We start from the raw sequence: 21,461 nt of genomic DNA, 5'->3' as shown, positions 1-21,461 counted from the left end.
TAAGAACATTATTCTATTCAGATTTTGTCATTCTTACTGTAGTTGTAGTGCCCATCATAGATGCTTGATAAGAAAGTTCTTTGTCAGAATCAGAATAAGTAAAATCCTTGGTATCATCAGAGGATGCAAGGAGAGCACTTTCTGTTTGCTCTTTATCATTCGTAGAAGTCCATGTGTATTCATCTGAATATTCGGTTGGTGCAGTATAAGAGCCTACCCAATAAATAGATTTTGTATCTCCATTATCAGAAACCCAATCAATAGAAATCGTATTGTCATTAATAGTCGCTTCCATCCAAGAACCATCATTGTCTTCTGATTTCCATGTTCCAGTCAAATCAACAGGTTCTTTAACTTTTTCGGTTTTATCCTGTGAAACTTCATTTTTTGCAGAAACAGCGGAATCGTTTGATTTAGTGGAACCGCAGGCGGTTACAGACAAAATTATAGAACCAACAAGTAATGCAGTAAAAATTTTTTTCTTCATGATAATTTCTCCTTTAAAAATAATATTTATTAAAATGCCGTAGCAAATTAAGCACAATTATTTACGTTTGTTTTTAACAAATTCAGCGAACTGGCGAATTTCGTCAAGTTCATCTTCGGTATATTCATCACCATCGAAGTGTGCTGCGATGGTGGAAGGGGAATTAACTGGTTCAGCATAACCAAATGTACTTAAAACATCAGAAACACCATAGGCTTTGCACATAATTAATAAAGCATCTGGTGTTGGTTGGCTATTGCCCTTTTCCCAACTATATATAGTCTTTTCAGAAGCTTTGAATCCTTTTGAAATTAATAAATCAGAAATTTCTTTTACAGATTTTCCAGCTTCGATTCGACATTTCTTTAATGTTTCACCAATAGAACTTTCCATAATCAAACCTCCTTGTTAGTCAAATCATAGGAATTTGTAATTTGAATATAGCACTCACTTTTTAACGTGTCAATAAAAATTCTAAGAATATTAGAAAAAAGTATTGACATTCTAAGAAAATGAGAATATGATACAGACAAGTTCTAAGAAACTTGGAAATGAGGTGAAAAAATGGACGGGGCAACAAAACAAATTTCTGAGTATATCAGAAAAAAAGGATTTAATCTGTCTGAAATATCAAGAAAGACATGTGTGCCGTATATGGCTCTGTACGATAGCTTATCTAACGAAAAAAGAGACAGAGATTTGAGAGTGGATGAATTTTTAGCGTTGTGTAAGCATTTAGAATTAGATCCAATGGAATTTTATCCAGCAGAGAGGAATGTGTAGAGAGGAGGGGAGAGCGATGTTTGAGGTAATAAATTCTCTTCGTGAAGAAATGGAGAAAGTACCCGTTCGTGTATCGCAAAAGTGTATTGATAATGCTGCTAATTCGGGATTAGAAACAGTTTTGTCCGAACTTCCAGAAGAAGCCCGGACAGTGGAGATTGTTGAACATGTATTACATGAAATGTTGGATAGTTTGAATCAGAGGAAAATTACTTTATAAAAATTCAAGAGGTGAAAATGATGGTATGGATACATATTCTGGGAATAGCAGCAATTGCCGTTTCTGGTGTTACATGTCTGAACAATTGGTTGACCAAGTATGCACTGATAGTATGGATTCTCCAAAATACAAACACCCAACCATCTAAAGAAGAGATGATTGAGTGCAAGAAATTTGTAATCCAGCATGTACTGGAAGATTTACGCAAGACCAAAATGTGATTTTATGATTGACGAGATGATTTGTGTAGAGATTTGTGTCATCGCAGATAACGAATTTACACCAATTTCACTAGCAACTTTTTTGGTCTTATTCCAGATTTTATCCGAGCGAATATTGGCTAAATATTGATGCCCGGATGGTGATAAGTCGCCGATATCAAAGCTGTCACCGCCATCATAGAAATGCACATCAATAATTAAGTTAGCCATTCTGCATTGATTTACATGGTAAAGAATTTCATCGTGTGTATATGGAGTAAGTAAATGTGGCTTGTCGTTATCCATATCATAGGAAAAAGAAGAATCATATGTACATATTTCTTCCAAGGTTAAAAGGATATCGCGAACACAATCGTTGTTTAGTTTCAAATTATTGTCTCCTTTCATTTGTACTCAGCTCTGGCGGGAGCCTGTGTATCGATTATAGGAGACAGCAACGAAAAAAGCAAATGCAAAGCGTAACCAGACAACCCACAAGTACATATCTTCTAAGAGAGGAAGGTGAGAGCATGACATATTCCAAGGTAAAGACATTTAACATTGATGGATGTAAAGTCAGAGTGCATTTCCCAGATCTTCCAGAAGAGGAGAGAGCGAAGCGCAAGAATGCACTGATGAAGGCGGCGGAACGCTTTCTGAAGCATGCAGAGCGTGTGAAGAAAGAGAAAGCTGAGCAGGAGAATATGCCAGAAGCAAAGGAAGGATAAAACCATGAACAAGATGAAAATTGCCGGAATCATCACATCGATAGTGGCAGCAGCCGTGTTTGTATTCCTGTATTTTGGCAGACCACACACGGTAATAAATGCAATCCTGGTGATGTTGGCCGGAGGCGTTGCGGTGCTTGGATTAATGATGATTTCGGTAGTAGAAGAAATTAATCTGGAGGATACAGAAGATGAAAAATAAGATTGCATTCGGACTGTGTGCCACAGGACTTGGAATAGCCTCCATCGGAATGATGGGGCTGTCTAGTGAGGGACAAGCCGGATTCATTCTGGCGGTGAAGATCACAGCTGTTGGACTGGTGATTGCCGGTGCAGGAATTATTCTGAACAAATTAAAAGAGCGTGAGACCCTGAGAAAGTACACGCTCTAAACCAATGACATAGGGATAAAACCTATGTCTGGAGTATACCAGATGGGAGATGAAAAGTAAATGGAAAAAGCAAAGTTAAAGTACATCGAAGAGCAGTGCAACCGGATCGCTGATGGAATGGAGCGGATCAGCGGATTTACAGGAAAAGGACAGCTGTACATATATGAACATGTAGACATAAGCAAAGGAATTGAGGTGATAGCAGCGGCGCTGCATCTTCCGGTGCGAATCGAGTGCGGAAGGTCGTGCTATTGGCGCACAGTAACCCATGGTAATGTGACTTTTCGACAGATGGGGTTCTATTCCACTATGTGTTGATGATAAAAAAATGAATATTCCACCGTCCTGCAGTCGGATGTTTAAAACCAAAAACTCTCAAATAATTATTGATACGTTAGCTGCAGTAGACATCTTCTTACTTGATTATAAATACATACAAACGTCCGACTGCAGGGCGGTGGAATCATATAGTCCGGCCAGGGAAATCCTGTCCGGACATTAAAAAACCTTTTTTCGGAATATTTCAGAGTTACAACCGGTTTAAAGCCGGTATTCAGACTCGATAAAGATATTAAAGTTGGGACAAACAGCTATGATCAGGAGAAAAAAATACAACTTCCGGAAGGGAGACATAATCGATGTGGAAGAGTTCCATGATGGCAGGTATGGGGCACCCGGCGAGAAACGGCAGAAGAGAGTCAAGCCGACACAGGAACAGATTCGCATAGTCAATGCACAGAATAAAGCGAAGCGGTGCAGGCAGAAGATGCTGGCATATTTCAAGAGGGGAGATATTTTGGCCACATGGACCTATGAGGTAGAAAATAGACCACCGACCATGCAGGATGCACTGAAAGATTTTCAGAAGGCAATGCGGTACGTGCGACGTGAATACAAGAAACGTGGCTATGAGGTGTTTTGGATCCGAAACATCGAAAAAGGAACAAAGGGAGCTTGGCATATCCATCTGGTGATCAATGAGATCGGGGATACGGTCAGCATCATACAGAAAGCATGGACGAAGGGTGGCACCTGGTCCATAGAAATCAAACATAGCAAAAACTATGATGAGGATTTCACAAAGTTAGCCAACTACATGACGAAAGATGAGCACACTACCGAAAAAAAGATAGATGGCACACGTGGAAAACCAAGAATAGCAGAAGCAAACTACAACACTAGCCGGAACATGCCGCTACCAGAGCCGAAGGTGGACAAGCTGCATAGATGGAAAGCTGAGCCGAAGCCGAAAAAAGGTTACTACATAGCACGGATCCATGAAGGCATCAATCCGGTTACAGGATACAAATACCGTAGATATACCATGATTAGGTTGATACCGGAAAAAGTAAGAAGAGGAGTGAAGCGAGAATGATGGAAGTCTCTTTGTACATAGACGTATCCGGTAAAAGGATTAAGCCCGGGAAGGCCAGCTTTTGTTATGTACTGGAATACATTTCGCCTGCAGGTAATACTTACACCAAGTCAGAAATTGGATGCATGGAAGCTTCCGGAAACCGTCTGGTCTTGTCGGCGGTGATCCGGGCACTGAGGCATCTAAAACCAGGATGCTGCGTGACAATCTATACAGACCTGCATTACCTGGAGTCTGCCTTGATGCTTGGATGGCTGCAGGAATGGAAAACAGACGGATGGACAAGATCTGATGGAAAAGAGATTAAGAACAGGGATTTGTGGGAACAGATTGAGCAGCAGACGAAAATCCACAACCTGCAAGTGAAATATACATGCAAAAGTCCGTATACTGCCTGGATGCAAAATGAAATGAAAAATGCAGATCTTGAGATAGGACAGTACAAAGAACTTAAAGGACAGTAAAAGCCTGTCCGTAAGATAAAAATCACCATTTGTGAGCATTTGAAAGGAGAAAATGAAACATGAATAAAGTCATTCTAATGGGGAGGTTGACCAGAGATCCGGACATCCGGTATACACAGCCGAACTCTGCGCAGGAGCAGACCTGTACTGCACGTTATTCACTGGCAGTAAACAGGAGATTTAACCGCGATGGGGAACAAAAGGCTGACTTTATCAGCTGTGTAGCATTTGGCCGCCAGGCAGAGTTTGCAGAAAAATATCTGCGTAAAGGAACCAAGATTGTCCTCGCAGGCCGTATCCAGACCGGAAGCTATACCAACCGTGACGGACAGAAAGTTTACACCACAGATGTCGTCGTGGAAGAGCAGGAGTTTGCCGAAAGCAAGACAGCAGGACAGATCGCGCAGCAGAATCCGGCACCGATGACAAGAGAGGATGGCTTCATGGAAATCCCGGACGGACTGGAAGAGGAGCTACCGTTTAGCTAATGAGTAAAAGCATCGTACAGAGGGAAAAAGAGTGCTATATCTGCAGATATCTGGCTGGTGAACAGGGATATTACGGAGAATTGCCATCTACAGGATTGCACAGACACCATATCATGTTCGGAACCGCAAATCGTAAGAAATCAGAGCATTACGGTCTGTGGGTATATCTATGCGTAGCGCATCATGAATATGGACCGGATGCGGTGCATACAAACCGAAACGTCCGGATCTTTCTGTGCCAGATCGGGCAGCAGGCGTTTGAACGTAAGTATTTACATGAACGCTACATGCAGGAGTTTGGTCGGAACTGGATGCATGAAGAGATTACCGGTAAATGGCAGCAGGAGAGCACTAAAGAACACAAAGAGGGCAGGATAGAGTTCCTTGATATTGATCTGGGAGAACTGCCATTTTGAGAAAGGGAGAACACGATGTTCAAGGTAGGACAGAGATACAGAATTTATAAAACAGGAGCCTTAGAGTTAAAGGATAAAAAGTGGATAAATGCCGTAGTGGAGCATATCCCGGAGCATGAAAGGTTCATCAGATTCCGGCTGCATTTTGTGAATATGTTCGGTGATCACACAAGCTATGTGGAATCATTTTCAATGAATGAGCTGGCACACATGGCTAAAAGCGGCGAACTGGTAAGAAGATAAGGGCAGGAGATATAGACAGATGGAATATGACGTGGAAAACGAAGCTGAACGCAGACAGGCGTTACAACGATTCTATGAGGAATATGATGCGGTGTGCCGAAAATATGGACTGAAAATGTCAGCACATGCATCCATTTTTGATGATTGCTGGATCCGTATCTGGCAGGGCAGCGGCATCAAGAAACGAATGATCATCAAAGTAGAGAATGAATCGGAGACGCAGTGCTATCGTGTGGCAACAGAAGCCCTGATCAGCTGGGTGGAAAACAAAGAAGCACGCCAGAATGGCAGAGAGGAGCTAAACAATGTTTGATAAGTTCGGAGAGATGGATACGTTTGGAGAAATAAATGAACTTGCAGAAAATCTGTTCAATGAGGGCGATACAGCATCGATCAAAACTATGGCCAAAGAGAATGGCATCGATAAAGAATACGTGGAGATGTATCTGTCTGGCGATATTCCGGTACTGTGCGATGCCATGACGGCGGCACTGGGAAAGATTGATGTTGAAGTAGCAGATTTGAAGCCAAAAGAGATCATGAAGGACTGGGTAGAGTATTTGCGTGGCCAGTGCATGGAAAATGAGCTACTGGCGTTCAATGTCCGGAAGAAAGGAAAATCACTGAAAGGGTGTATCGCAGCACTCCTGATGTGGTCGTTTAAAAATCAGCAGCCTATCGATAAGGGAATCATAAAGGCAGCAGGCGTATCTGCCGGTAAGGTCACTTTAGGAATTCCTGGGATGGCCAGAGCGAAGCAGATCATCACGGATTACTACATGGGAGGCGAGAAGAAGTGAGAGCGGCAAAATTCTTAAAATGTGAACCATGTGGTACATCGGGGAATACGGAAAGGGGCAAAATAACCGCTGTAAGTCAGATTCTGGAAGTAAAAGGAGAGCAGGCGATAGAAATCAGCCTGTTTCATAAAGGAGTTTTGAAAGGCAGGTATTTCGCAAACGAAGATGGTTATAATGCTTGGATCAATGGAACATGGCGCATCTGCAAACTGAACAATGCAGCCAGAGTGTGTATGGGAAAGGAACCGGTAAAAAGCTACTATTGCGATCTTGACGATTGTATCGCATGGGAATCCATCGAGGATAAACAGAGAGCGTTGGATTTCCTGGATACATGGAGAATAGGTGTTTATGAGGACGAAATAAATGAAGCGAACAGGCAAAAAGCAATGGAGCGGAAAGTGGACCGGATTAATGATATGATGGCAGAAATTCCATGCGTACCGGATAAAGTAGAGGATTGGTTGGATCAGAAGATTTTTCCGGGGCACATACTTTTTATCAAAAAAGTTGGAAAGAGAACTACATACAGTTGCACAGCCTGTGGATGCAGCAGTTGGAAAAAGAAAGGATGGAAACACGGAGAAAAGACAAGCTGCCCGAAATGCGGTCAGCTAGTAACGGCAAATAGCAGACAACAGGAGAAAGTAAGAAAGGCACCAGTTATCCTATTGCAGCAGTATGGAGAAAAGTGGGTAGAACGTCAGTTTAAAACAATCTGCAGATGGAGCGCAGGGAAAAAAGAAATCCAGATGTTTGAGGAAATCCGGGCAATTATCCCTAAAGGCAAAGATTGGGGAAAAGTCTGGTACGGAACACGAATAGAGGCAGATGAGTTCGAACAGGATTTCTGGGACAGAAATCAGCAGAACAAAAGGTTTGTACCATCGTATCTGTATCCTGACAATCTGAAGGAAGTCTTGCCATGTGGAAATCTGGAACGGAGCGGAGTTGACGCACTGGCCAATAGCGGAACGAAATTTAACGTCAACAAATTTATTACATCATTCCGGGCAAGACCATATTTCGAATACATAGCAAAAGCCGGGTTGTACAGATTAATAGCAGATATTGTAGACCAATACGGTTGGTGGGGCGAACCAAGTTGCATGTGTACACACGAAAAAAAACTGAAAGATGCATTGCAGCTGGATGGAAACAGAACGAACCGGATGAAACAGATAGACGGCAACTTATATACATTAAATTGGCTGCAATATGAGCAGATGAAGGGGATAAAAATTTCTCAGGAAGCCTTACAGTATTTGACTGATAAAAAAATGAGTGTCGGTGAATGCAAGGATATTTTAAAAGAACTGAAAAGTGTAAACCGAATGGTCAATTACATGAAAAAACAGAAGATATCTCCAAAGAATCTGACTACCACATGGACGGACTATCTAGCGATGGCTAAAGCTGAAGGATACGACACAGAGGACGATATCGTAAGATTGCCAAAGGATTTAAAAGCCAGACATGATGAGCTGGTTGAATTAAGAAATCAGCGCGCAAACAAAAAACGGTTGAAAGGATACACTAAACTGGATCAGCAAATACAAGAACGGTTACCAGAGGTGCAGAAATATTTCTGGGAAGATAAAACGCACATGATCATTCCTGCAGGAAACTGTGAGGAACTGATGACAGAGGGACAGACGTTACACCACTGCGTAGGCAGCAGTGATCAATACATGAAGAAAATGGCAGCAGGAGAAACATGGATCTTGTTTCTTCGAAAAAAGGAAGATCTGGAAAAAGCGTATTATACCGTGGAAATAAACATGAAAGATGACCGGATCATCCAATATTATTCCGCATTCGACCGACAGCCAGATAAAGAGACCATCAGTGAGGTGTTAAAAAGGTTCAAACAGAGCATAAAAGCCAAACGAGTACGAATCACAGTACCAGTGACAAACATAGCGTAAGGAGCTGATATGGTAGAGGATTACAGAATCAAATTTCATACCGGAAGAGCGGAGCTGACAGGGCAATATACGGTAAATCGAAGAGGCAATACAAAAGCAATCACCAAATATATAGAACGCTATGTAACACCGTTGGGAGAGTTTCTCCCGGAGATTTGGAGAGAAGAAGCAAAAGAAGAGATAAAGGCCGCTGGGGAGATAGAACTTTTAGAACAGGTTAAGGAGCACTGTAGAAATCATTGTGCTTGGCTTAAAAAAGAAAACGAGCTGGAAGACTATGCTATTAGCTGCGTGTGCAATAGATCATACAGGGCTTGGAAAGATTTTGAGTACGAAGAAACAATAATTTGGATGTAGGAGGCAATTATGGAATATGTGCAGATGACTTTGAATGATTGGATCGAGATAAAACAGAAATTAAAACAGGAGCTTTTGGGAGTTAAGCAGAGCTTCGTCCGGATCGGATACGCTCTCCGCCAGATTGATGATCAGAAACTCTATGAGAGAGACGGATATAAAAGCGTGGCAGAATTCGCCAAGGCGGAATATGGACTGGAACCATCAACCACAAGCCGTTTCATGGCTATTAACCGGGAGTATTCGATAGACGGATACTCTGAACGGCTCCGGCCGGAATATGCGGACCTCGGGCGCAGCCAGTTAGAAGAAATGCTGAAGCTCCCGGACAGCGACAGGCAGATGATCCAACCGGATACGTCACGAGAGGACATCAGAGAGCTGAAAAGGTTTAACAAAACCGAACCGGAGGCAGGGGAAGCCGACGATATTCGGCAGCTGGTAGAGAAATTCTATCAGGATCATATGGACGTACTCAATGCGGTGTTTAGTGAAGTAACAGAGTTCGGCAAACCAACAGCAGAGCGATTCAAGGAAATTGTAAATCCGGGCGGAAACCGGTCATATAAAAAAGGGCTTTTTTTTCTGATGATGTACGAAAATCGTGTAACATTCAAAAAATTTGGAGATACGCCAAAGGACATGAATTGGGAAGAATTCTATCAAATGACGATGGATATCTTCGGAGCATCGGCAGCAGGAACTGATACATGGCGGAACTATTTTGGCGGACCAGAAGAACAGGACGTTGTTGAACAACCGGAAAAAGAGGATGTTCCAGAAGAACATCCAGAGCCAATTAATGAAAATACAGAACAGGAAGCAGAAGAAAGCCAACAAGGCGAGGAAGAGACAGGTGGCTATGGAACAGACAGCGAAACAGAACATCAGGAAGATGACACCGAAGGAGAAGAAACAGGCTCCGGAGATTATGAAGAGGATACAGATGAGAGCATTGAACCGGCAGGAGAGGAGAGCCAGAGAGAGGAAATTGCGCCGGCGCAAAAAGAGCTAGAAATCCAAGAAAATGAATGCTTAGAATCATCTGCTCCGGAGGAAAACGACGATGAAAATGAGCCGGTAGAGGAAGAGATACCAGAGGTAGAAGTAGTCGATGAAATGTACGAAACGCGAAGAGAGTACATGAGCAATCTGACGGTTCTAGAGCTGGCACATTATCTTGCCGGAGAGCTTGAAAAGCATCATCTGGAGAAGATAGATACCGAAACAGAGGTACGGATCCACGACTGGTTAAGTGAAAAAGTTGACCGGTTCGGAAAACCGATGGAGGACGCAAGATGATAAAGATGATAAGAGTTTACGGAGATATGTATGTACCAAGAGAGTATTGCACGTTTACAAATCCGGTGACGAGTGGAGGAACTGAGGAAGTTGACTATGTAGATATGCCATGTGAGAACGGATGTAATAAAGTGTGTGAGAATTGTACATTGCAGAAAATCATGAATGAGTATGCGAGGCTAACAAGGCAGGATATAGACGAGAAGAAACGGCATTGTGAAGAATGTGAAAACTATAAAGAAATCAGAAAAGGGCCGAGAGGAGGGAAGAAAGGAATATGCAGGATACTCAGACCATCGGAAATAAGAAACGGACGAGCGAGAGCCTGCAAAAGATTCCGAGTACAAAAAACGAGTACAGAATCCAGTGTAAAAAGGAAATGGATCTAGGGCAGCAGGAGAAGGTATACGAATGGCTGAAGCAGAGAGTAAATCGATATGGAAAGGCGGTGGCAGAAAATGAAAAAGACTGATGAGCAGCTGCAACAGGAAGTAGCGGAGATTCAGCGGTTTGTGGATGGGGATTCTAAGCAGACAGCAAAGAAAGTGATCCCTATTGCATATAATGCGGCAATTGGAACAGCAGTGGGAGAATGTCCGGAATGCAGAACATTGCCATTAAGAGAATGTGATTGCGCATATTGCCCGAACTGCGGGCAGAAATTAGATTGGAGTGAAATGAAATGAGGTTAATTGACGCAGATAAACTATTGACTCATCTGAATGACTGTGCACTGTCAGCATCACCAGGTAGTGGAAGCCTTAAAGACCGGATGATTGCAAAGGCAGAATATGATACTATCCAGAACTGCATGAAAGCAGTGAAAGAGCAGCCGACAGCTTATGACGTGGAAAATATGATAAGCGAAGTGGAGGTAAAGATGAAGGCCATGTGGTACTTTTTAGACTGCCATTCAGCACAATGCGATAATGAGAGTGGTGGAGATTGCAGTTATTGTAAAAAAGATTTCTACGATGAGATTGATAAAATCGTTGAACAGTTGAAGAATGAGTTGAGCAATCATTGACAATCCTTGATTACCTTGCAACAGTCGGTGGTAATCCGGAATGGAGCCTGTCATATCTGATATGGCAGCAGATACAGCAAAGTGGCAGCAGGGCAACGCTGCAGGAGAGAAATAAGGGAGGCGATGCCGTTGGAGATGACAAAGGAAAGACTGAAAGCGTATCGGAGCAATAAAGCTGAGATACTGGAACTGGACTATGCGTTGCAGAATCGCTGGAAGTCAGATACGATGATCGGGAACGATGTAATATTTGATTACAGCAAGGGTTATCCTATGCCGCAGTGTGTGGTTGGGTTCGACAAGGAGAAATACGAGCGGTTGCAGGATCGTGATCTGAAGCGGAAGAAAGCCCTAGAGCAAGAGTGCAAAGAGGTGGAGCAGTTTGTGGATGCGATACCGGACAGTCTGGCACACCGCATCTTCCGGAAACTGTTTATCGATGGCAGAAAGCCGGTGACCCAGGAGCAGGTTGCCAAGAGCGTGCATCTGGATCGTAGCAGAATCAGCAGAAAAATTGATACTATTCTGAAAAACGCACAAAAAGCACAGGATGCACAGTTATAATAATACTTGAGCCAAAGGCGGAAACCGGCGGCTCGATTTCTTCCCTATGAGGATAAACCTACTTAAAAGGCATTCGGAAACGGATGTCTTTTATAGATATAAAATATTGCAATTTTATGAATATGGAATATAATGAGATAAAGAAAATCAAAAGGGGAGATAGCGATGTCAAATTATAGTGCAATTGATGTATCAACATACATTATTAATTATTCATGTGATATCAATAGTCCAGTAAGTAATTTGAAACTACAAAAGTTATTGTATTATGTGCAAGCAGCATTGTTGGTTGAAACGGGAAAAAAATGTTTTGAGTCTAAGATTGTAGCTTGGGAATTTGGACCTGTAGTAGTAGAGTCATACCAACATTATAAAGAATATGGTAGAAACAATATTCCAAGGCAAGAAGAAAATAAAAGGATGAAATTTGATAGCAAAACAATGAAAATTATTTTTGAACCAGCAAAAAAAATAGATGAAATCACAAAAAAAATAATCAATAAAGTTGTTGATTCATATGTAAAAATTACTAATCCATTTGATTTGGTGAGAAAAACACATGAAGAGGATCCATGGAAAAACGCACAATTAAATACTGAAATTAAGTGCAAAGATATACAAAAATATTATGAAAGACAACCAGAGAAAATATATGGGGTATAAAGCGTGCAATATAATAATAATACTAAAGATACACAAGAATTATTAAAAATATTTTATTCTGATAAATATGGATTTGATGAAGAAGGATTAAAAAAAAGTTTGCAAGGAGTTTTGCAGTATTATGATAATCATGCGCGACATCAATATCATATAATTTCTCGGTTTGTGAATGAAAAAATGCAAGAGAGTGAGGATTCTGTAAGTTATATATTAAATAACATAGATGTCATGCTGGCATTTTTAGAAAATAAAAGAAAAGAATGTGAAAAAATTATTAAGAAAACATCAAGCATAAAGATAGATGAGGTGATTTTGAATTTAGAAAAGTTATATGATCATATTGCACTTGAAGAGGAACGTTTGAAGAATAATGCTGCAAATATGAAGATTAGTAATAGCCAGATAAAAGATAATGTATTGGAGACATTTAATTCTATAACGGATAGTTTTCAAGAAAAAGTTGACGAAGTTTCCGGGTCTTTAAATGCGAACATTATTACTGTTGTGGGGTTGTTTTCTGCAATTATTTTTGTCTTCTTTGGAGGAATTACAGGTATGTCTGGTTTGGTAAAGGGAATCTGTACATTGAAAAGCAAAGAAGACTTAACTATACCATTGATATGTGTTTTGGCGCTTGGCTTTGTGATTTTTAATATAGTGTTTTTGTTATTATATTCGATTGCGAAAATAGTGGATAAAAACATAGGAACAACTATTAGTGGACAAGGATATGTCTGGTATGACATTGATGATAGTACAGACGGTAAGTTTTATGTTTTAAAAAATGGAGAGCTTACGAGAAAGAGTTACGAAACGAGGCAGAAGGCACAGAAAAAAATAGAAAAAAATAAAAGGGTCTGGAGAGTTAAAGAAGCTATTAAGCAGACTTTAAAAAAAATATTTTTTAGATTTCCATATGTATTAGCAATAAATATTATTCTGGTAATAGGAATTTTATATCTTTATATGCAACTATAATTATTTCAAAGCTTGAGGCAGCAGGATTTACCTGCTGTCTTTTCTTTATGCAAAAAAATAACCGGAGGAGAGGACTATGGCAGAAAGCAGGCTGATCACAATTTCAAAAGCAGAACTAGATCCGAACCCGGTCCAGACAGGAAAAAGTTATATAGTCCGCGTTACGCTGGAAAAGAAAGCGTATTGGCTGGATTATCCATATGATTATGCACACGATTATGCGAAAGGAGACGAAAGTATGAGTGTAAAAACAGTTCAGGCGGTCATTAATGGCCAGACTTATACGCTTACAAAAAACACCAGCACAGGCAAGTACGAAGCAACCATTACAGCTCCGTCAAAATCCAGTTATACATTATCCGGACATTATTATCCGGTAACGGTAAAAGCAACTGATGATGCTGGAAACGTAACCACAAAAGATGCAACAGACAGCACATTGGGTGCAAGCCTGAGATTGCAGGTAAAAGAGAAAGTTGTTCCTGTGATCACAATCACCGCACCGACTGCAAGCCAGTATCTTGCAAACAGCACACCTGCCATTGCATGGAAGATCACAGATGATGATTCCGGAGTTAATCCGTCCACAATCGCTCTGAAAATTGACGGTACTGCGGTAGATACATCCAAGCTCACAAAGACTGCAGTGACAGGCGGCTACACTTGCAGCTACACACCAGCATCAGCTCTGTCAGATGGAGCACATACCGTTGTGGCAACTGCGAGTGACTACGATGGAAATGCAGCTGTGCAGAAATCCGTAACATTTACTGTTGATACGATTCCTCCGACATTGTCTATCTCTGCACCGGCCGAAGGATTTATTACAAATAAATCTACCGTAACGGTTAAAGGTACCACAGACGATGCAACCAGCAAGCCGGTTACAGTTACTGTAAACGGAGCCCCCATACCCGTTACTCCTAGTGGAACCTTCAGCAACGATGTAACGCTGAAAGAGGGCAGCACTACCATCACCATTGTTGCAAAAGACAAAGCAGGAAAGACAACAACCGTAACCAGAATAGTGAAACTGGATACTGCACCTCCGGTTATCAAATCTGCAACTATCACACCGAACCCGGTTGATTGTGGCAAGACATTCGTTATCTCGGTTGAGGTAACAGACTAATGACCACGCAGGTATGGGGCTTGCTTGGCAGCAGTAAGATCATCTTCGACCGAACAGATGGAAATATCTGGAAGGTGACAGTCCCATTGTTAGAGAGCGGCGAGTATATTGTCGCTCTTTATGCGTTGGATGATGCAGGAAATCAGGCTTATGTGGCAACTATTTTGTATGTGGTTGACATTGAGAATATCCAATATGAAATCCGGATGCTGGATTATGCATCAGAAGCACAGACGACTGGTTTTACGATTGAAGCACAGATGGCAGATTTTACAATTGAAGCACAGACGACTGGTTTTGCGATTGAAGCACAGCTGCAGAAGTATTCGATTGAGCAGGAACGGCTGGAAAGGAGGGCGGCTTATTTTGCAGAAAACGCAGACACTTAGAATGTACACGGGTGAAAACAGGAGATTGTATGTGACAGTGACTTCATGTGATGAGTTACCCTTTCAGATTACAGATGCGCAGTATGAATTCTGGAATTGCGATATGGATATGCGTGAGGCAGAAGGTACCTGTGATGTAGATGGTCATGTGCTTGGAATTTCAGTTTGCCCGGCGAGACCCGGCATATATAAAGTTATATATTTTTTGAAAATTGCGGATGAAACGGTAATCTGCAGGGCGATGATAAAAGTGAGTGAAGCATAGATAGAGATGGGAAGGTGAGGTGATGGCAAACAGTAGTAATCTGATGCCGATTGAACTGTTGAACGCGAGACGAACACGAGAAGAACGCAGTGAAAATGCAAAAAAAGCAGGAAAAGCATCTGGAGAAGCAAGAAACCAGAAGGCAAACTTTAAAAAGGCATTGAATCTGCTTCTGACAGCACAAGTTGAAACGGAATGGACGGAACAATTACAGGCGTTAGGATTGGACAGCACCTATGAATCCGTAATAAATGCATCTATGATTTTGCAGGCAGCGCAGGGAAATGTAAAAGCTTATGAAGCCATTGCCAAATATGCCGGACAGTTAAATCCAGAAGAAGAGACAGAAGAAACGGCACATGCATGGAGCATACCTATCACTGATATCACTTCTGACTTTGTGGAGCCGTATCGTTCCATACATGCTGCTTTTTCCGGTGAGGAAAACATTCGGGAAATCGTCAGCAAAGGTGGTCGTGGTTCGATCAAGTCAAATTTCTGGGCGGCTGTTGCAGAGGAAACCATCTATCAGGATCCGGAAGCGCATGTGGTGTATACCAGAAGATATAAAGTCGATCTGCGTGGATCTGTGTACAATCAGTTCATGAAGACTGTGATCCGGCATGGACATCTGGATGACTGGGAATTCACTACCAGTCCTATGATGGCAAGATACAAGAAAACTGGCCAGTGCGTGATCTTCGTTGGAGCAGACAAGCCAATCAGTTTGAAGTCTTACAATCTGTCTTTTGGCTATGTAAAACTACTGATCCATGAAGAGTGTGACGAGATGGCAGGTATTGAACAGATGGATAACATCGAAGATACGTTTCTGCGATCTGATACCCCCGCACTAGATATAAAGGTATTCAATCCACCGAAGAGTAAAAATAATTTCATGAACCAGTACGTGGAAGAATGTCGGAAGAAAGCGGAGACAAGGGTGTTTCACAGCTATTATTTTAATGTGCCGGTGAAATGGCTTGGAAAACGGTTCTTTGAACGTGCGGAATGGTTCAAAATTCATAAACCGAGGTATTACGCGAACAACTACATGGGAGAAGTCACCGGAACAGGCGGTGGAATCTTTGAAAATGTGGAAGAACGTGTGATTCCTGATGAAGAGATCAGTAACATGCCATATTTTGACTATGGTCTGGATTTTGGTTTTGAGCATCCGCAGGCATTTATCAAATCCTATTATGATCAGGATGAAGATATTCTGTACTGTGTGGATGAAGTGTATTCCAAACGCTGCAAAAATTCGACCTTTGCACGAAAGATTAAAAAATATATGAATGTAGAAATTATCTGTGATTCTGCCCGCCCGGATTCAATTGCAGAGATGCAGGACTGGGGATTCAATGCGACCGGAGCCGTGAAACGATGGGGAAGTGGACATGGCAGGGATTACTGCTGGGAATGGCTGCAGATGGCAAAGAAGATTGTGGTGGATCCAGACAGATGTCCGCACCTTGCGCATGAGCTGACGACGCTGGAGCATGAGCAGCTGAAAGATGGCAGTTTCTCCAGTGAGTACCCGAAACTGGGTGAGGATTGCGTGATGGCACTGATCTACGGTAATAACCGAAACATTATGGAATCCAGAAGAAACAGTGGTTTGTATGATGATAACGAAGAGGAAGAGATGGAGGATGATGACGAATAATGGAATCAATGGAATCCTGTGTAAGAACAAAACTGGGACAGCTTGGATATCATATACATACCAAGCCATATGAATATATTGAGGAAGCCAACCGCTGGTACAGAAATGAGCTGATTGACGACTTTCACAAGCGTACTGCTGTGACCGGTGAATTGTATGAGATTGACCGCATGAATTTTGCAAAACGTGGCTGTGCGGATGATGCAAACCTTTGTGAGATTATTGATATCAATGTCGGTGAGGATGCGCAGAATGAATTTGTACATGCTGTATTGGAAAATAACCGGTTCGATACAATGTACCGCAGGCAGTTAGAACGGATGTCGGCAGCAGGCACGGTTGCCGCTTATGTGCGCTTGGATAATGCGACTTATCTGACCAATGGAAAAGCAATCAACGGCGAAATAAAGCTGACATATTGCTATGCAGAAGATTATATCCCGCTGCGGATCGTGAATGACGAAGTGGTGGAAACTGCTTTTTCTTCTACGAAACTGGGAAAAGACGGGAAGCAGACTACACTGGTCATGTTTACGCAGCAGGGAGGAAATTACCGGGCAGATACCTTTGTATTTGACAGATCCGGAAAAGAGATTGAAGCATACTGGATCATTCTTGGTGATGTGAAGCCGTTTGCGGTGATGCAGGTAGCAGAAGTGAATAATATCCGGCATATGGATGGTTTTGGTTATCCGAAAGTATACGGCGCTATTCCAACGCTGAAACAGATTGACCTGTGCCACATGATCTTAAATGGAGATCTGGAAAAAGGTGAGAAGTTCGTACTCACAAATGAAGCTATTGTGGAGATTGATAAAAAGACGGGCGATCCAAAGCCGCGGTCTAAGCAATGGAAGCGTCTGTTTGTGCTTCTTGGAAGAAAGCCGATAGATGGCAATGGTTACATTCAGGAATACAACCCGAAAATCCGTGTGGAAGAGATCAAGAAAGCATTTGAATTGTGCTTATCCCTGTTTTCCATGACATTCGGGTTTGGTAGTAAAAAATATGTGTTCGAGCAGAATCAGATCCAGACGGCTACTCAGTACATCGGAGAGCGTCAGGACTGTATGCAGGAACTGAATAAGCAGCGGGAAGAAGCACGGCAGTACATCAGCGGTATTGTACGTGCTATTTTATGGTTTTCCAACACTTTCCAGAACACGTCATTTGACCTCACAGCAGATATTTGTATTGATTTTGATGATTCTTACATCGAGGATAAAAATACCCGCATGGAGAGCATGAGGACAGATGCGCAGACCTTTTCGGATATTCCGGAATTTACCATCCGGTATATCGAGGAACGGCTGAATGTCAGCCGGGAAGAAGCTCTGAAAGTTTATGAAGGGCAGGTGCAGGAGGATGATCCGGAGGTTGAAGATTAATGCTGACAGAAAACCAGCTTGAGATGCTGGGAGATCAGATTGCTGCATTATACCAGGCATTGGAACAGGATGTGATCGCTGACATTGCCAGACGCGTAAAGAAGGCAAAGCGGTTTACAGAGACTGCGGAGTTGATGGCACAGGCAATGAAAGAAACTGGCAAGAGTCCGGATCAGATCAGAGCTGAGGTGATGAAGCTTATCCGAGCAGACAAGGCTTTTCAGGATGAGGTGGCAAAGAATACCAAGGAATGGAAAGAATTTGTCCGGGAAGAGATCAAAGCCACAGAAGCCGCTGCAAAGGAAGCCGGAAATGATATCATAGCCAATGCTGGCGATATGTCCTTTAATTATGACATGGAAGCGTGGCAGCAGGCGGGTATGGAACTGACAAAAGACAGTGCTTTTACCAGAATGGTTGAGGAAATGAGCAAAGCAACTGCCGGAACATTGAAGAATCTGACCAGATCAACTGGATTGTGCGACTCGTTTCAATGCCCAATAAGCATTGACCGATTTAAGAGTAAAAACCAAGTAGGTTATTGGTAAATAAATGAGCCAGAGCTCGCCTGTAACCGAAAGGGAAAGAAATTAAATTGAGAACTTATATTTCAATAAATTAAATGATAGGGTAACGCCTTGAAGAATTTGCGCTGAGACCTCCGAATAGCATTGCATGATAAAGCATGAAATGTTATAAGCTCGGTAAAGTCGTCTGAAAGGAACCTAAACTGAAAAAAGTCTTTGAAGTATCATTGGTACAAAAGTGCTAGGGCACACCTGTGAGAAAAGAGGAGTAATAAGTAGGCAAGGTAACTGATAGGGCGGGCGTCGACGCTCGTATATGGTGAGTATGTTGTTTGAGATAGCAACTGACGAACTTCTGAATGTACGGACCTTAAAATACGGGACCGCCAAGGAAACTGGCGGGGCTGCCAAGAGCAGTTCATGTGTGGTTAAGTAATAATAGTCCAAATGAAAGACCATACAGTGTTACAGGCACTGTCAAGCATGAGGGTTCAAAGGAAGCACCTAAGTACGAGATGCTAAGAAAGAAATATAGGAACGAGGAAAGCTGTGAATATGTTGAAACTTTATTTTCTATAACATAGTAAGTAGGAAATGTTATATCTATAACTACTTTTAATCATAGTGAGAGTAGTGGCAGGAGCGCTGAAGTTTTTGTAATGAAAATGGAGCAATAGCCACAAGCCGTGTAGATTTACACAAAATATATTACTTACAAACATAGTTCGAGTAAGACAAAAAAGAATTCATCGTCTTCCAAGAGAAATCAAAGAAGGAGGTGGATGTCTATGTATACTTCAAGCAAGAAGAAAGATGACATAAAAATCAGAAATAACAGTTACTATAACATGGAGGAAACGTTTGATGACCTCTATGCAAAAAGTCAACAAGGCTATAATTTCTACAAGCTAATGGAGATTATCACAAATGAGAGTAATTTAAAGTTAGCATATAGGAATATCAAGAAAAATACGGGCAGCTATACAGCAGGTTGTGATGGCATGACAATAAAGGAAATAAAAGAAATGGATGAAGACGTTGCAATCCAAAAGATTAAAGCAAAACTTCAAAATTTCAATCCAAAGTTAGTCAAGAGGGTAGAAATACCAAAAGCCAATGGTAAGCTCAGACCACTTGGAATACCGAGTATATGGGATAGAATCATACAACAGGCAATTCTGCAAGTTATGGAACCTATTGCTGAAGCGAAATTTCATTCGAACAGTAATGGTTTCAGACCACTAAAATCTTGTGAAACAGCCATGGCGCAGACAATGAAGCTGATACAGTTACAAAAACTCTATTATGTAGTGGATTTTGATATAAAAGGCTTCTTTGATAATGTAAACCACAAGAAATTAATGTCGCAGCTATGGAACATGGGCTTCAGGGATAAAAGACTTCTATGCATCATTAAGAAGATGCTAAAGGCAAACGTAAAACTTCCAGATGGAACTATTATTAAGCCTGAAAGAGGAACGCCGCAAGGCGGAGTGCTTAGTCCCTTATTAGCAAACATTGTTCTAAATGACCTTGATTGGTGGATTGACAGTCAATGGGCTGGATTTCCTACCAAAAAAGAATACGCATGTGCTGTACATGAAAATGGAAGTGTAAACAGAGCGCATAAATTCTCGTCGATGAGAGATTATTCAAATCTTAAAGAGGTTTTCTTTGTGAGATATGCAGATGATTTTAAATTGTTCTGCAAAAATCTCGATTCAGCCAAAAGAGTCTATATAGCAACAACAAAGTGGTTGAAAGAAGAATTAAAGCTTGAAATCAGCGAAGAAAAGACCAAAGTAGTAAATCTGAAAACTGATAAATCTGACTTCTTGGGATTCACAATAGGAACTGCCATTAAAGGCAATAAAAGAATATGCGTGACACATATCAGTCCTAAAAATATTGAACGAATCCAAAAGGCACTAATAGGAAAAGTGAAAGAAATGCAAAAACCGCATGACAAAAATGAGCTTTTTCTCACAATAAACAGATATAATTCTATAGTAATAGGAATACACAACTATTATAGAATTGCAACCTGTGTTTATCTTGACCTGGAACCAGTGCAACAGCATATGCATTATGTGTTTGCAAACAGAATAGGCAAAGAATATAGCAAAAATGGAAGTGTGCCAAAAGGATACATTAGTGATAACTATGGTAAATCAGCACAAATCAGATATATCCATAAGAAATGTATTATTCCAATAGGAGCAGTAAACAATGTAGATGCCAAATTTGTACCAAGAAAGTACAATAAGTATACAATAGCAGGCAGAGAGGCAATGAATACTGGACAAGGAATAAATATGGAAATTCTCCACTCGTTGTTAACCCAAACGTTTGTTAACAAAAGCATGGAATATATGGATAATCGAGTTACGGTGTATACGGCGCAGAAAGGAAAGTGCAGAGTGATGGGAACAGAACTCACAATTGACAATATGCACTGTCATCACCAAAAGCCGATAAGCCTTGGAGGAACTGATGAGTTTAAAAATCTTATCTATGTGAGAGCAGATATACACAGATTAATACATGCTGTAAATGCTGATACAATAGATAGATTGCTAGAACAAATAAAACCAGATAGTATGCAACTTGATAAAATAAACAAATTGAGAGCAAAATGCAATTTGGAAGTAATAGCAAGGGTGAATTCGAATTAAT

General features: G+C 41.4%; 33 protein-coding genes. 30 read left to right on the top strand and 3 right to left on the bottom strand.

Annotated features, from left to right (window positions below):
• Positions 1-13: 13 nt before the first annotated feature.
• Both ACIRUQ_RS07945 and ACIRUQ_RS07940 read right to left on the bottom strand, forming a co-directional pair.
• Positions 14-487 (bottom strand): hypothetical protein, encoded by a 474-nt coding sequence (locus tag ACIRUQ_RS07945; protein WP_055290530.1) that lies wholly within the window; start codon positions 485-487, stop codon positions 14-16.
• Positions 488-544: 57 nt separating this feature from the next.
• Positions 545-880: a helix-turn-helix transcriptional regulator gene (locus ACIRUQ_RS07940; protein ID WP_055290529.1), complete on the bottom strand. Its 336-nt coding sequence runs from the start codon at positions 878-880 to the stop codon at positions 545-547.
• 171 nt (positions 881-1,051) lie between these two features.
• Here ACIRUQ_RS07940 and ACIRUQ_RS07935 point away from each other — a divergent pair, with 171 nt between their 5' ends.
• A complete protein-coding gene (locus ACIRUQ_RS07935) occupies positions 1,052-1,270 on the top strand; it encodes a hypothetical protein (protein ID WP_055290528.1) in 219 nt (72 codons plus the stop codon).
• Positions 1,271-1,286: 16 nt separating this feature from the next.
• Complete coding sequence (locus ACIRUQ_RS07930; RefSeq protein WP_055290527.1) at positions 1,287-1,490, top strand: hypothetical protein; 204 nt, start codon at positions 1,287-1,289, stop codon at positions 1,488-1,490.
• Between the two features lie 200 nt (positions 1,491-1,690).
• On the opposite strand, the gene ACIRUQ_RS07925 is transcribed toward ACIRUQ_RS07930, so the two are convergent.
• A complete protein-coding gene (locus ACIRUQ_RS07925; RefSeq protein ID WP_055290525.1) occupies positions 1,691-2,080 on the bottom strand; it encodes a DUF2513 domain-containing protein in 390 nt (129 codons plus the stop codon).
• Between the two features lie 140 nt (positions 2,081-2,220).
• Here ACIRUQ_RS07925 and ACIRUQ_RS07920 point away from each other — a divergent pair, with 140 nt between their 5' ends.
• From ACIRUQ_RS07920 to ltrA, 28 genes are all read left to right on the top strand, one after another.
• Complete coding sequence (locus tag ACIRUQ_RS07920) at positions 2,221-2,418, top strand: hypothetical protein (RefSeq protein WP_055290524.1); 198 nt, start codon at positions 2,221-2,223, stop codon at positions 2,416-2,418.
• Positions 2,419-2,422: 4 nt separating this feature from the next.
• Positions 2,423-2,620 (top strand): hypothetical protein, encoded by a 198-nt coding sequence (locus ACIRUQ_RS07915; RefSeq protein WP_055290523.1) that lies wholly within the window; start codon positions 2,423-2,425, stop codon positions 2,618-2,620.
• Positions 2,610-2,810 (top strand): hypothetical protein, encoded by a 201-nt coding sequence (locus tag ACIRUQ_RS07910; protein ID WP_055290522.1) that lies wholly within the window; start codon positions 2,610-2,612, stop codon positions 2,808-2,810. The genes ACIRUQ_RS07915 and ACIRUQ_RS07910 overlap by 11 nt, the downstream gene beginning before the upstream one ends.
• A gap of 60 nt (positions 2,811-2,870) precedes the next feature.
• Complete coding sequence (locus ACIRUQ_RS07905; protein WP_055290521.1) at positions 2,871-3,128, top strand: hypothetical protein; 258 nt, start codon at positions 2,871-2,873, stop codon at positions 3,126-3,128.
• 274 nt (positions 3,129-3,402) lie between these two features.
• Positions 3,403-4,185, top strand: a complete 783-nt coding sequence (locus tag ACIRUQ_RS07900; RefSeq protein ID WP_055290520.1) for a hypothetical protein — start codon at positions 3,403-3,405, stop codon at positions 4,183-4,185.
• Positions 4,182-4,649: an RNase H family protein gene (locus tag ACIRUQ_RS07895; RefSeq protein WP_055290519.1), complete on the top strand. Its 468-nt coding sequence runs from the start codon at positions 4,182-4,184 to the stop codon at positions 4,647-4,649. Before ACIRUQ_RS07900 ends, ACIRUQ_RS07895 begins: the two co-directional genes overlap by 4 nt.
• Positions 4,650-4,708: 59 nt before the next feature.
• The gene (locus ACIRUQ_RS07890; protein ID WP_055290518.1) at positions 4,709-5,137 is read left to right on the top strand and encodes a single-stranded DNA-binding protein; all 429 of its coding nucleotides are present in this window, start codon (positions 4,709-4,711) and stop codon (positions 5,135-5,137) included.
• On the top strand, positions 5,137-5,553 hold the full coding sequence (locus ACIRUQ_RS07885) for a hypothetical protein (protein ID WP_055290517.1): 417 nt from the start codon (positions 5,137-5,139) through the stop codon (positions 5,551-5,553). Before ACIRUQ_RS07890 ends, ACIRUQ_RS07885 begins: the two co-directional genes overlap by 1 nt.
• Positions 5,554-5,568: 15 nt before the next feature.
• Entirely contained in the window at positions 5,569-5,796 is a 228-nt protein-coding gene (locus ACIRUQ_RS07880; RefSeq protein ID WP_055290516.1) for a hypothetical protein, read from the top strand.
• 19 nt (positions 5,797-5,815) lie between these two features.
• A complete protein-coding gene (locus tag ACIRUQ_RS07875) occupies positions 5,816-6,109 on the top strand; it encodes a hypothetical protein (protein ID WP_055290515.1) in 294 nt (97 codons plus the stop codon).
• The gene (locus tag ACIRUQ_RS07870) at positions 6,102-6,596 is read left to right on the top strand and encodes a hypothetical protein (RefSeq protein WP_055290514.1); all 495 of its coding nucleotides are present in this window, start codon (positions 6,102-6,104) and stop codon (positions 6,594-6,596) included. Before ACIRUQ_RS07875 ends, ACIRUQ_RS07870 begins: the two co-directional genes overlap by 8 nt.
• Positions 6,593-8,524, top strand: a complete 1,932-nt coding sequence (locus tag ACIRUQ_RS07865; protein ID WP_055290513.1) for a PcfJ domain-containing protein — start codon at positions 6,593-6,595, stop codon at positions 8,522-8,524. The genes ACIRUQ_RS07870 and ACIRUQ_RS07865 overlap by 4 nt, the downstream gene beginning before the upstream one ends.
• Positions 8,525-8,533: 9 nt before the next feature.
• Entirely contained in the window at positions 8,534-8,881 is a 348-nt protein-coding gene (locus ACIRUQ_RS07860) for a hypothetical protein (RefSeq protein ID WP_055290512.1), read from the top strand.
• 9 nt (positions 8,882-8,890) lie between these two features.
• Positions 8,891-10,183 carry a hypothetical protein gene (locus tag ACIRUQ_RS07855; RefSeq protein WP_055290511.1) on the top strand — a complete coding sequence of 431 codons (1,293 nt, stop codon included), beginning with the start codon at positions 8,891-8,893 and terminating at the stop codon, positions 10,181-10,183.
• A gap of 277 nt (positions 10,184-10,460) precedes the next feature.
• Positions 10,461-10,655, top strand: coding sequence for a hypothetical protein (locus ACIRUQ_RS07850; RefSeq protein ID WP_055290510.1), 195 nt, complete (start codon positions 10,461-10,463; stop codon positions 10,653-10,655).
• A complete protein-coding gene (locus tag ACIRUQ_RS07845; RefSeq protein ID WP_055290509.1) occupies positions 10,642-10,869 on the top strand; it encodes a hypothetical protein in 228 nt (75 codons plus the stop codon). The genes ACIRUQ_RS07850 and ACIRUQ_RS07845 overlap by 14 nt, the downstream gene beginning before the upstream one ends.
• Positions 10,866-11,210 carry a hypothetical protein gene (locus ACIRUQ_RS07840; protein WP_055290508.1) on the top strand — a complete coding sequence of 115 codons (345 nt, stop codon included), beginning with the start codon at positions 10,866-10,868 and terminating at the stop codon, positions 11,208-11,210. The genes ACIRUQ_RS07845 and ACIRUQ_RS07840 overlap by 4 nt, the downstream gene beginning before the upstream one ends.
• Complete coding sequence (locus ACIRUQ_RS07835) at positions 11,207-11,383, top strand: hypothetical protein (RefSeq protein WP_172679898.1); 177 nt, start codon at positions 11,207-11,209, stop codon at positions 11,381-11,383. Before ACIRUQ_RS07840 ends, ACIRUQ_RS07835 begins: the two co-directional genes overlap by 4 nt.
• Positions 11,346-11,774 (top strand): hypothetical protein, encoded by a 429-nt coding sequence (locus ACIRUQ_RS07830; RefSeq protein WP_242853620.1) that lies wholly within the window; start codon positions 11,346-11,348, stop codon positions 11,772-11,774. The genes ACIRUQ_RS07835 and ACIRUQ_RS07830 overlap by 38 nt, the downstream gene beginning before the upstream one ends.
• 165 nt (positions 11,775-11,939) lie before the next feature.
• Positions 11,940-12,437: a Panacea domain-containing protein gene (locus ACIRUQ_RS07825; RefSeq protein WP_055290506.1), complete on the top strand. Its 498-nt coding sequence runs from the start codon at positions 11,940-11,942 to the stop codon at positions 12,435-12,437.
• A 3-nt stretch (positions 12,438-12,440) separates the two neighbouring features.
• Entirely contained in the window at positions 12,441-13,415 is a 975-nt protein-coding gene (locus ACIRUQ_RS07820; protein ID WP_055290505.1) for a hypothetical protein, read from the top strand.
• A gap of 76 nt (positions 13,416-13,491) precedes the next feature.
• Positions 13,492-14,547 carry an Ig-like domain-containing protein gene (locus ACIRUQ_RS07815; protein WP_341438092.1) on the top strand — a complete coding sequence of 352 codons (1,056 nt, stop codon included), beginning with the start codon at positions 13,492-13,494 and terminating at the stop codon, positions 14,545-14,547.
• Entirely contained in the window at positions 14,547-14,936 is a 390-nt protein-coding gene (locus ACIRUQ_RS07810) for an Ig-like domain repeat protein (RefSeq protein WP_055290504.1), read from the top strand. Before ACIRUQ_RS07815 ends, ACIRUQ_RS07810 begins: the two co-directional genes overlap by 1 nt.
• Before the next feature lie 31 nt (positions 14,937-14,967).
• Positions 14,968-15,201: a hypothetical protein gene (locus tag ACIRUQ_RS07805; protein ID WP_156330987.1), complete on the top strand. Its 234-nt coding sequence runs from the start codon at positions 14,968-14,970 to the stop codon at positions 15,199-15,201.
• Positions 15,202-15,223: 22 nt separating this feature from the next.
• Positions 15,224-16,870, top strand: a complete 1,647-nt coding sequence (locus ACIRUQ_RS07800; protein ID WP_055290502.1) for a PBSX family phage terminase large subunit — start codon at positions 15,224-15,226, stop codon at positions 16,868-16,870.
• Complete coding sequence (locus ACIRUQ_RS07795; protein ID WP_055290501.1) at positions 16,870-18,258, top strand: phage portal protein; 1,389 nt, start codon at positions 16,870-16,872, stop codon at positions 18,256-18,258. The genes ACIRUQ_RS07800 and ACIRUQ_RS07795 overlap by 1 nt, the downstream gene beginning before the upstream one ends.
• Positions 18,258-18,806, top strand: coding sequence for a phage minor capsid protein (locus tag ACIRUQ_RS07790; RefSeq protein WP_055290500.1), 549 nt, complete (start codon positions 18,258-18,260; stop codon positions 18,804-18,806). Before ACIRUQ_RS07795 ends, ACIRUQ_RS07790 begins: the two co-directional genes overlap by 1 nt.
• Before the next feature lie 767 nt (positions 18,807-19,573).
• The gene (gene ltrA / locus ACIRUQ_RS07785) at positions 19,574-21,460 is read left to right on the top strand and encodes a group II intron reverse transcriptase/maturase (RefSeq protein WP_055289432.1); all 1,887 of its coding nucleotides are present in this window, start codon (positions 19,574-19,576) and stop codon (positions 21,458-21,460) included.
• The last annotated feature ends 1 nt before the right edge of the window (position 21,461 follow it).

This window comes from Eubacterium ramulus, assembly GCF_045002895.1.
Lineage (GTDB): Bacteria > Bacillota > Clostridia > Lachnospirales > Lachnospiraceae > Eubacterium_I > Eubacterium_I ramulus.
Note: the sequence above shows the minus strand (reverse complement) of the source record. Positions and strands in the feature narration are given on the sequence as shown.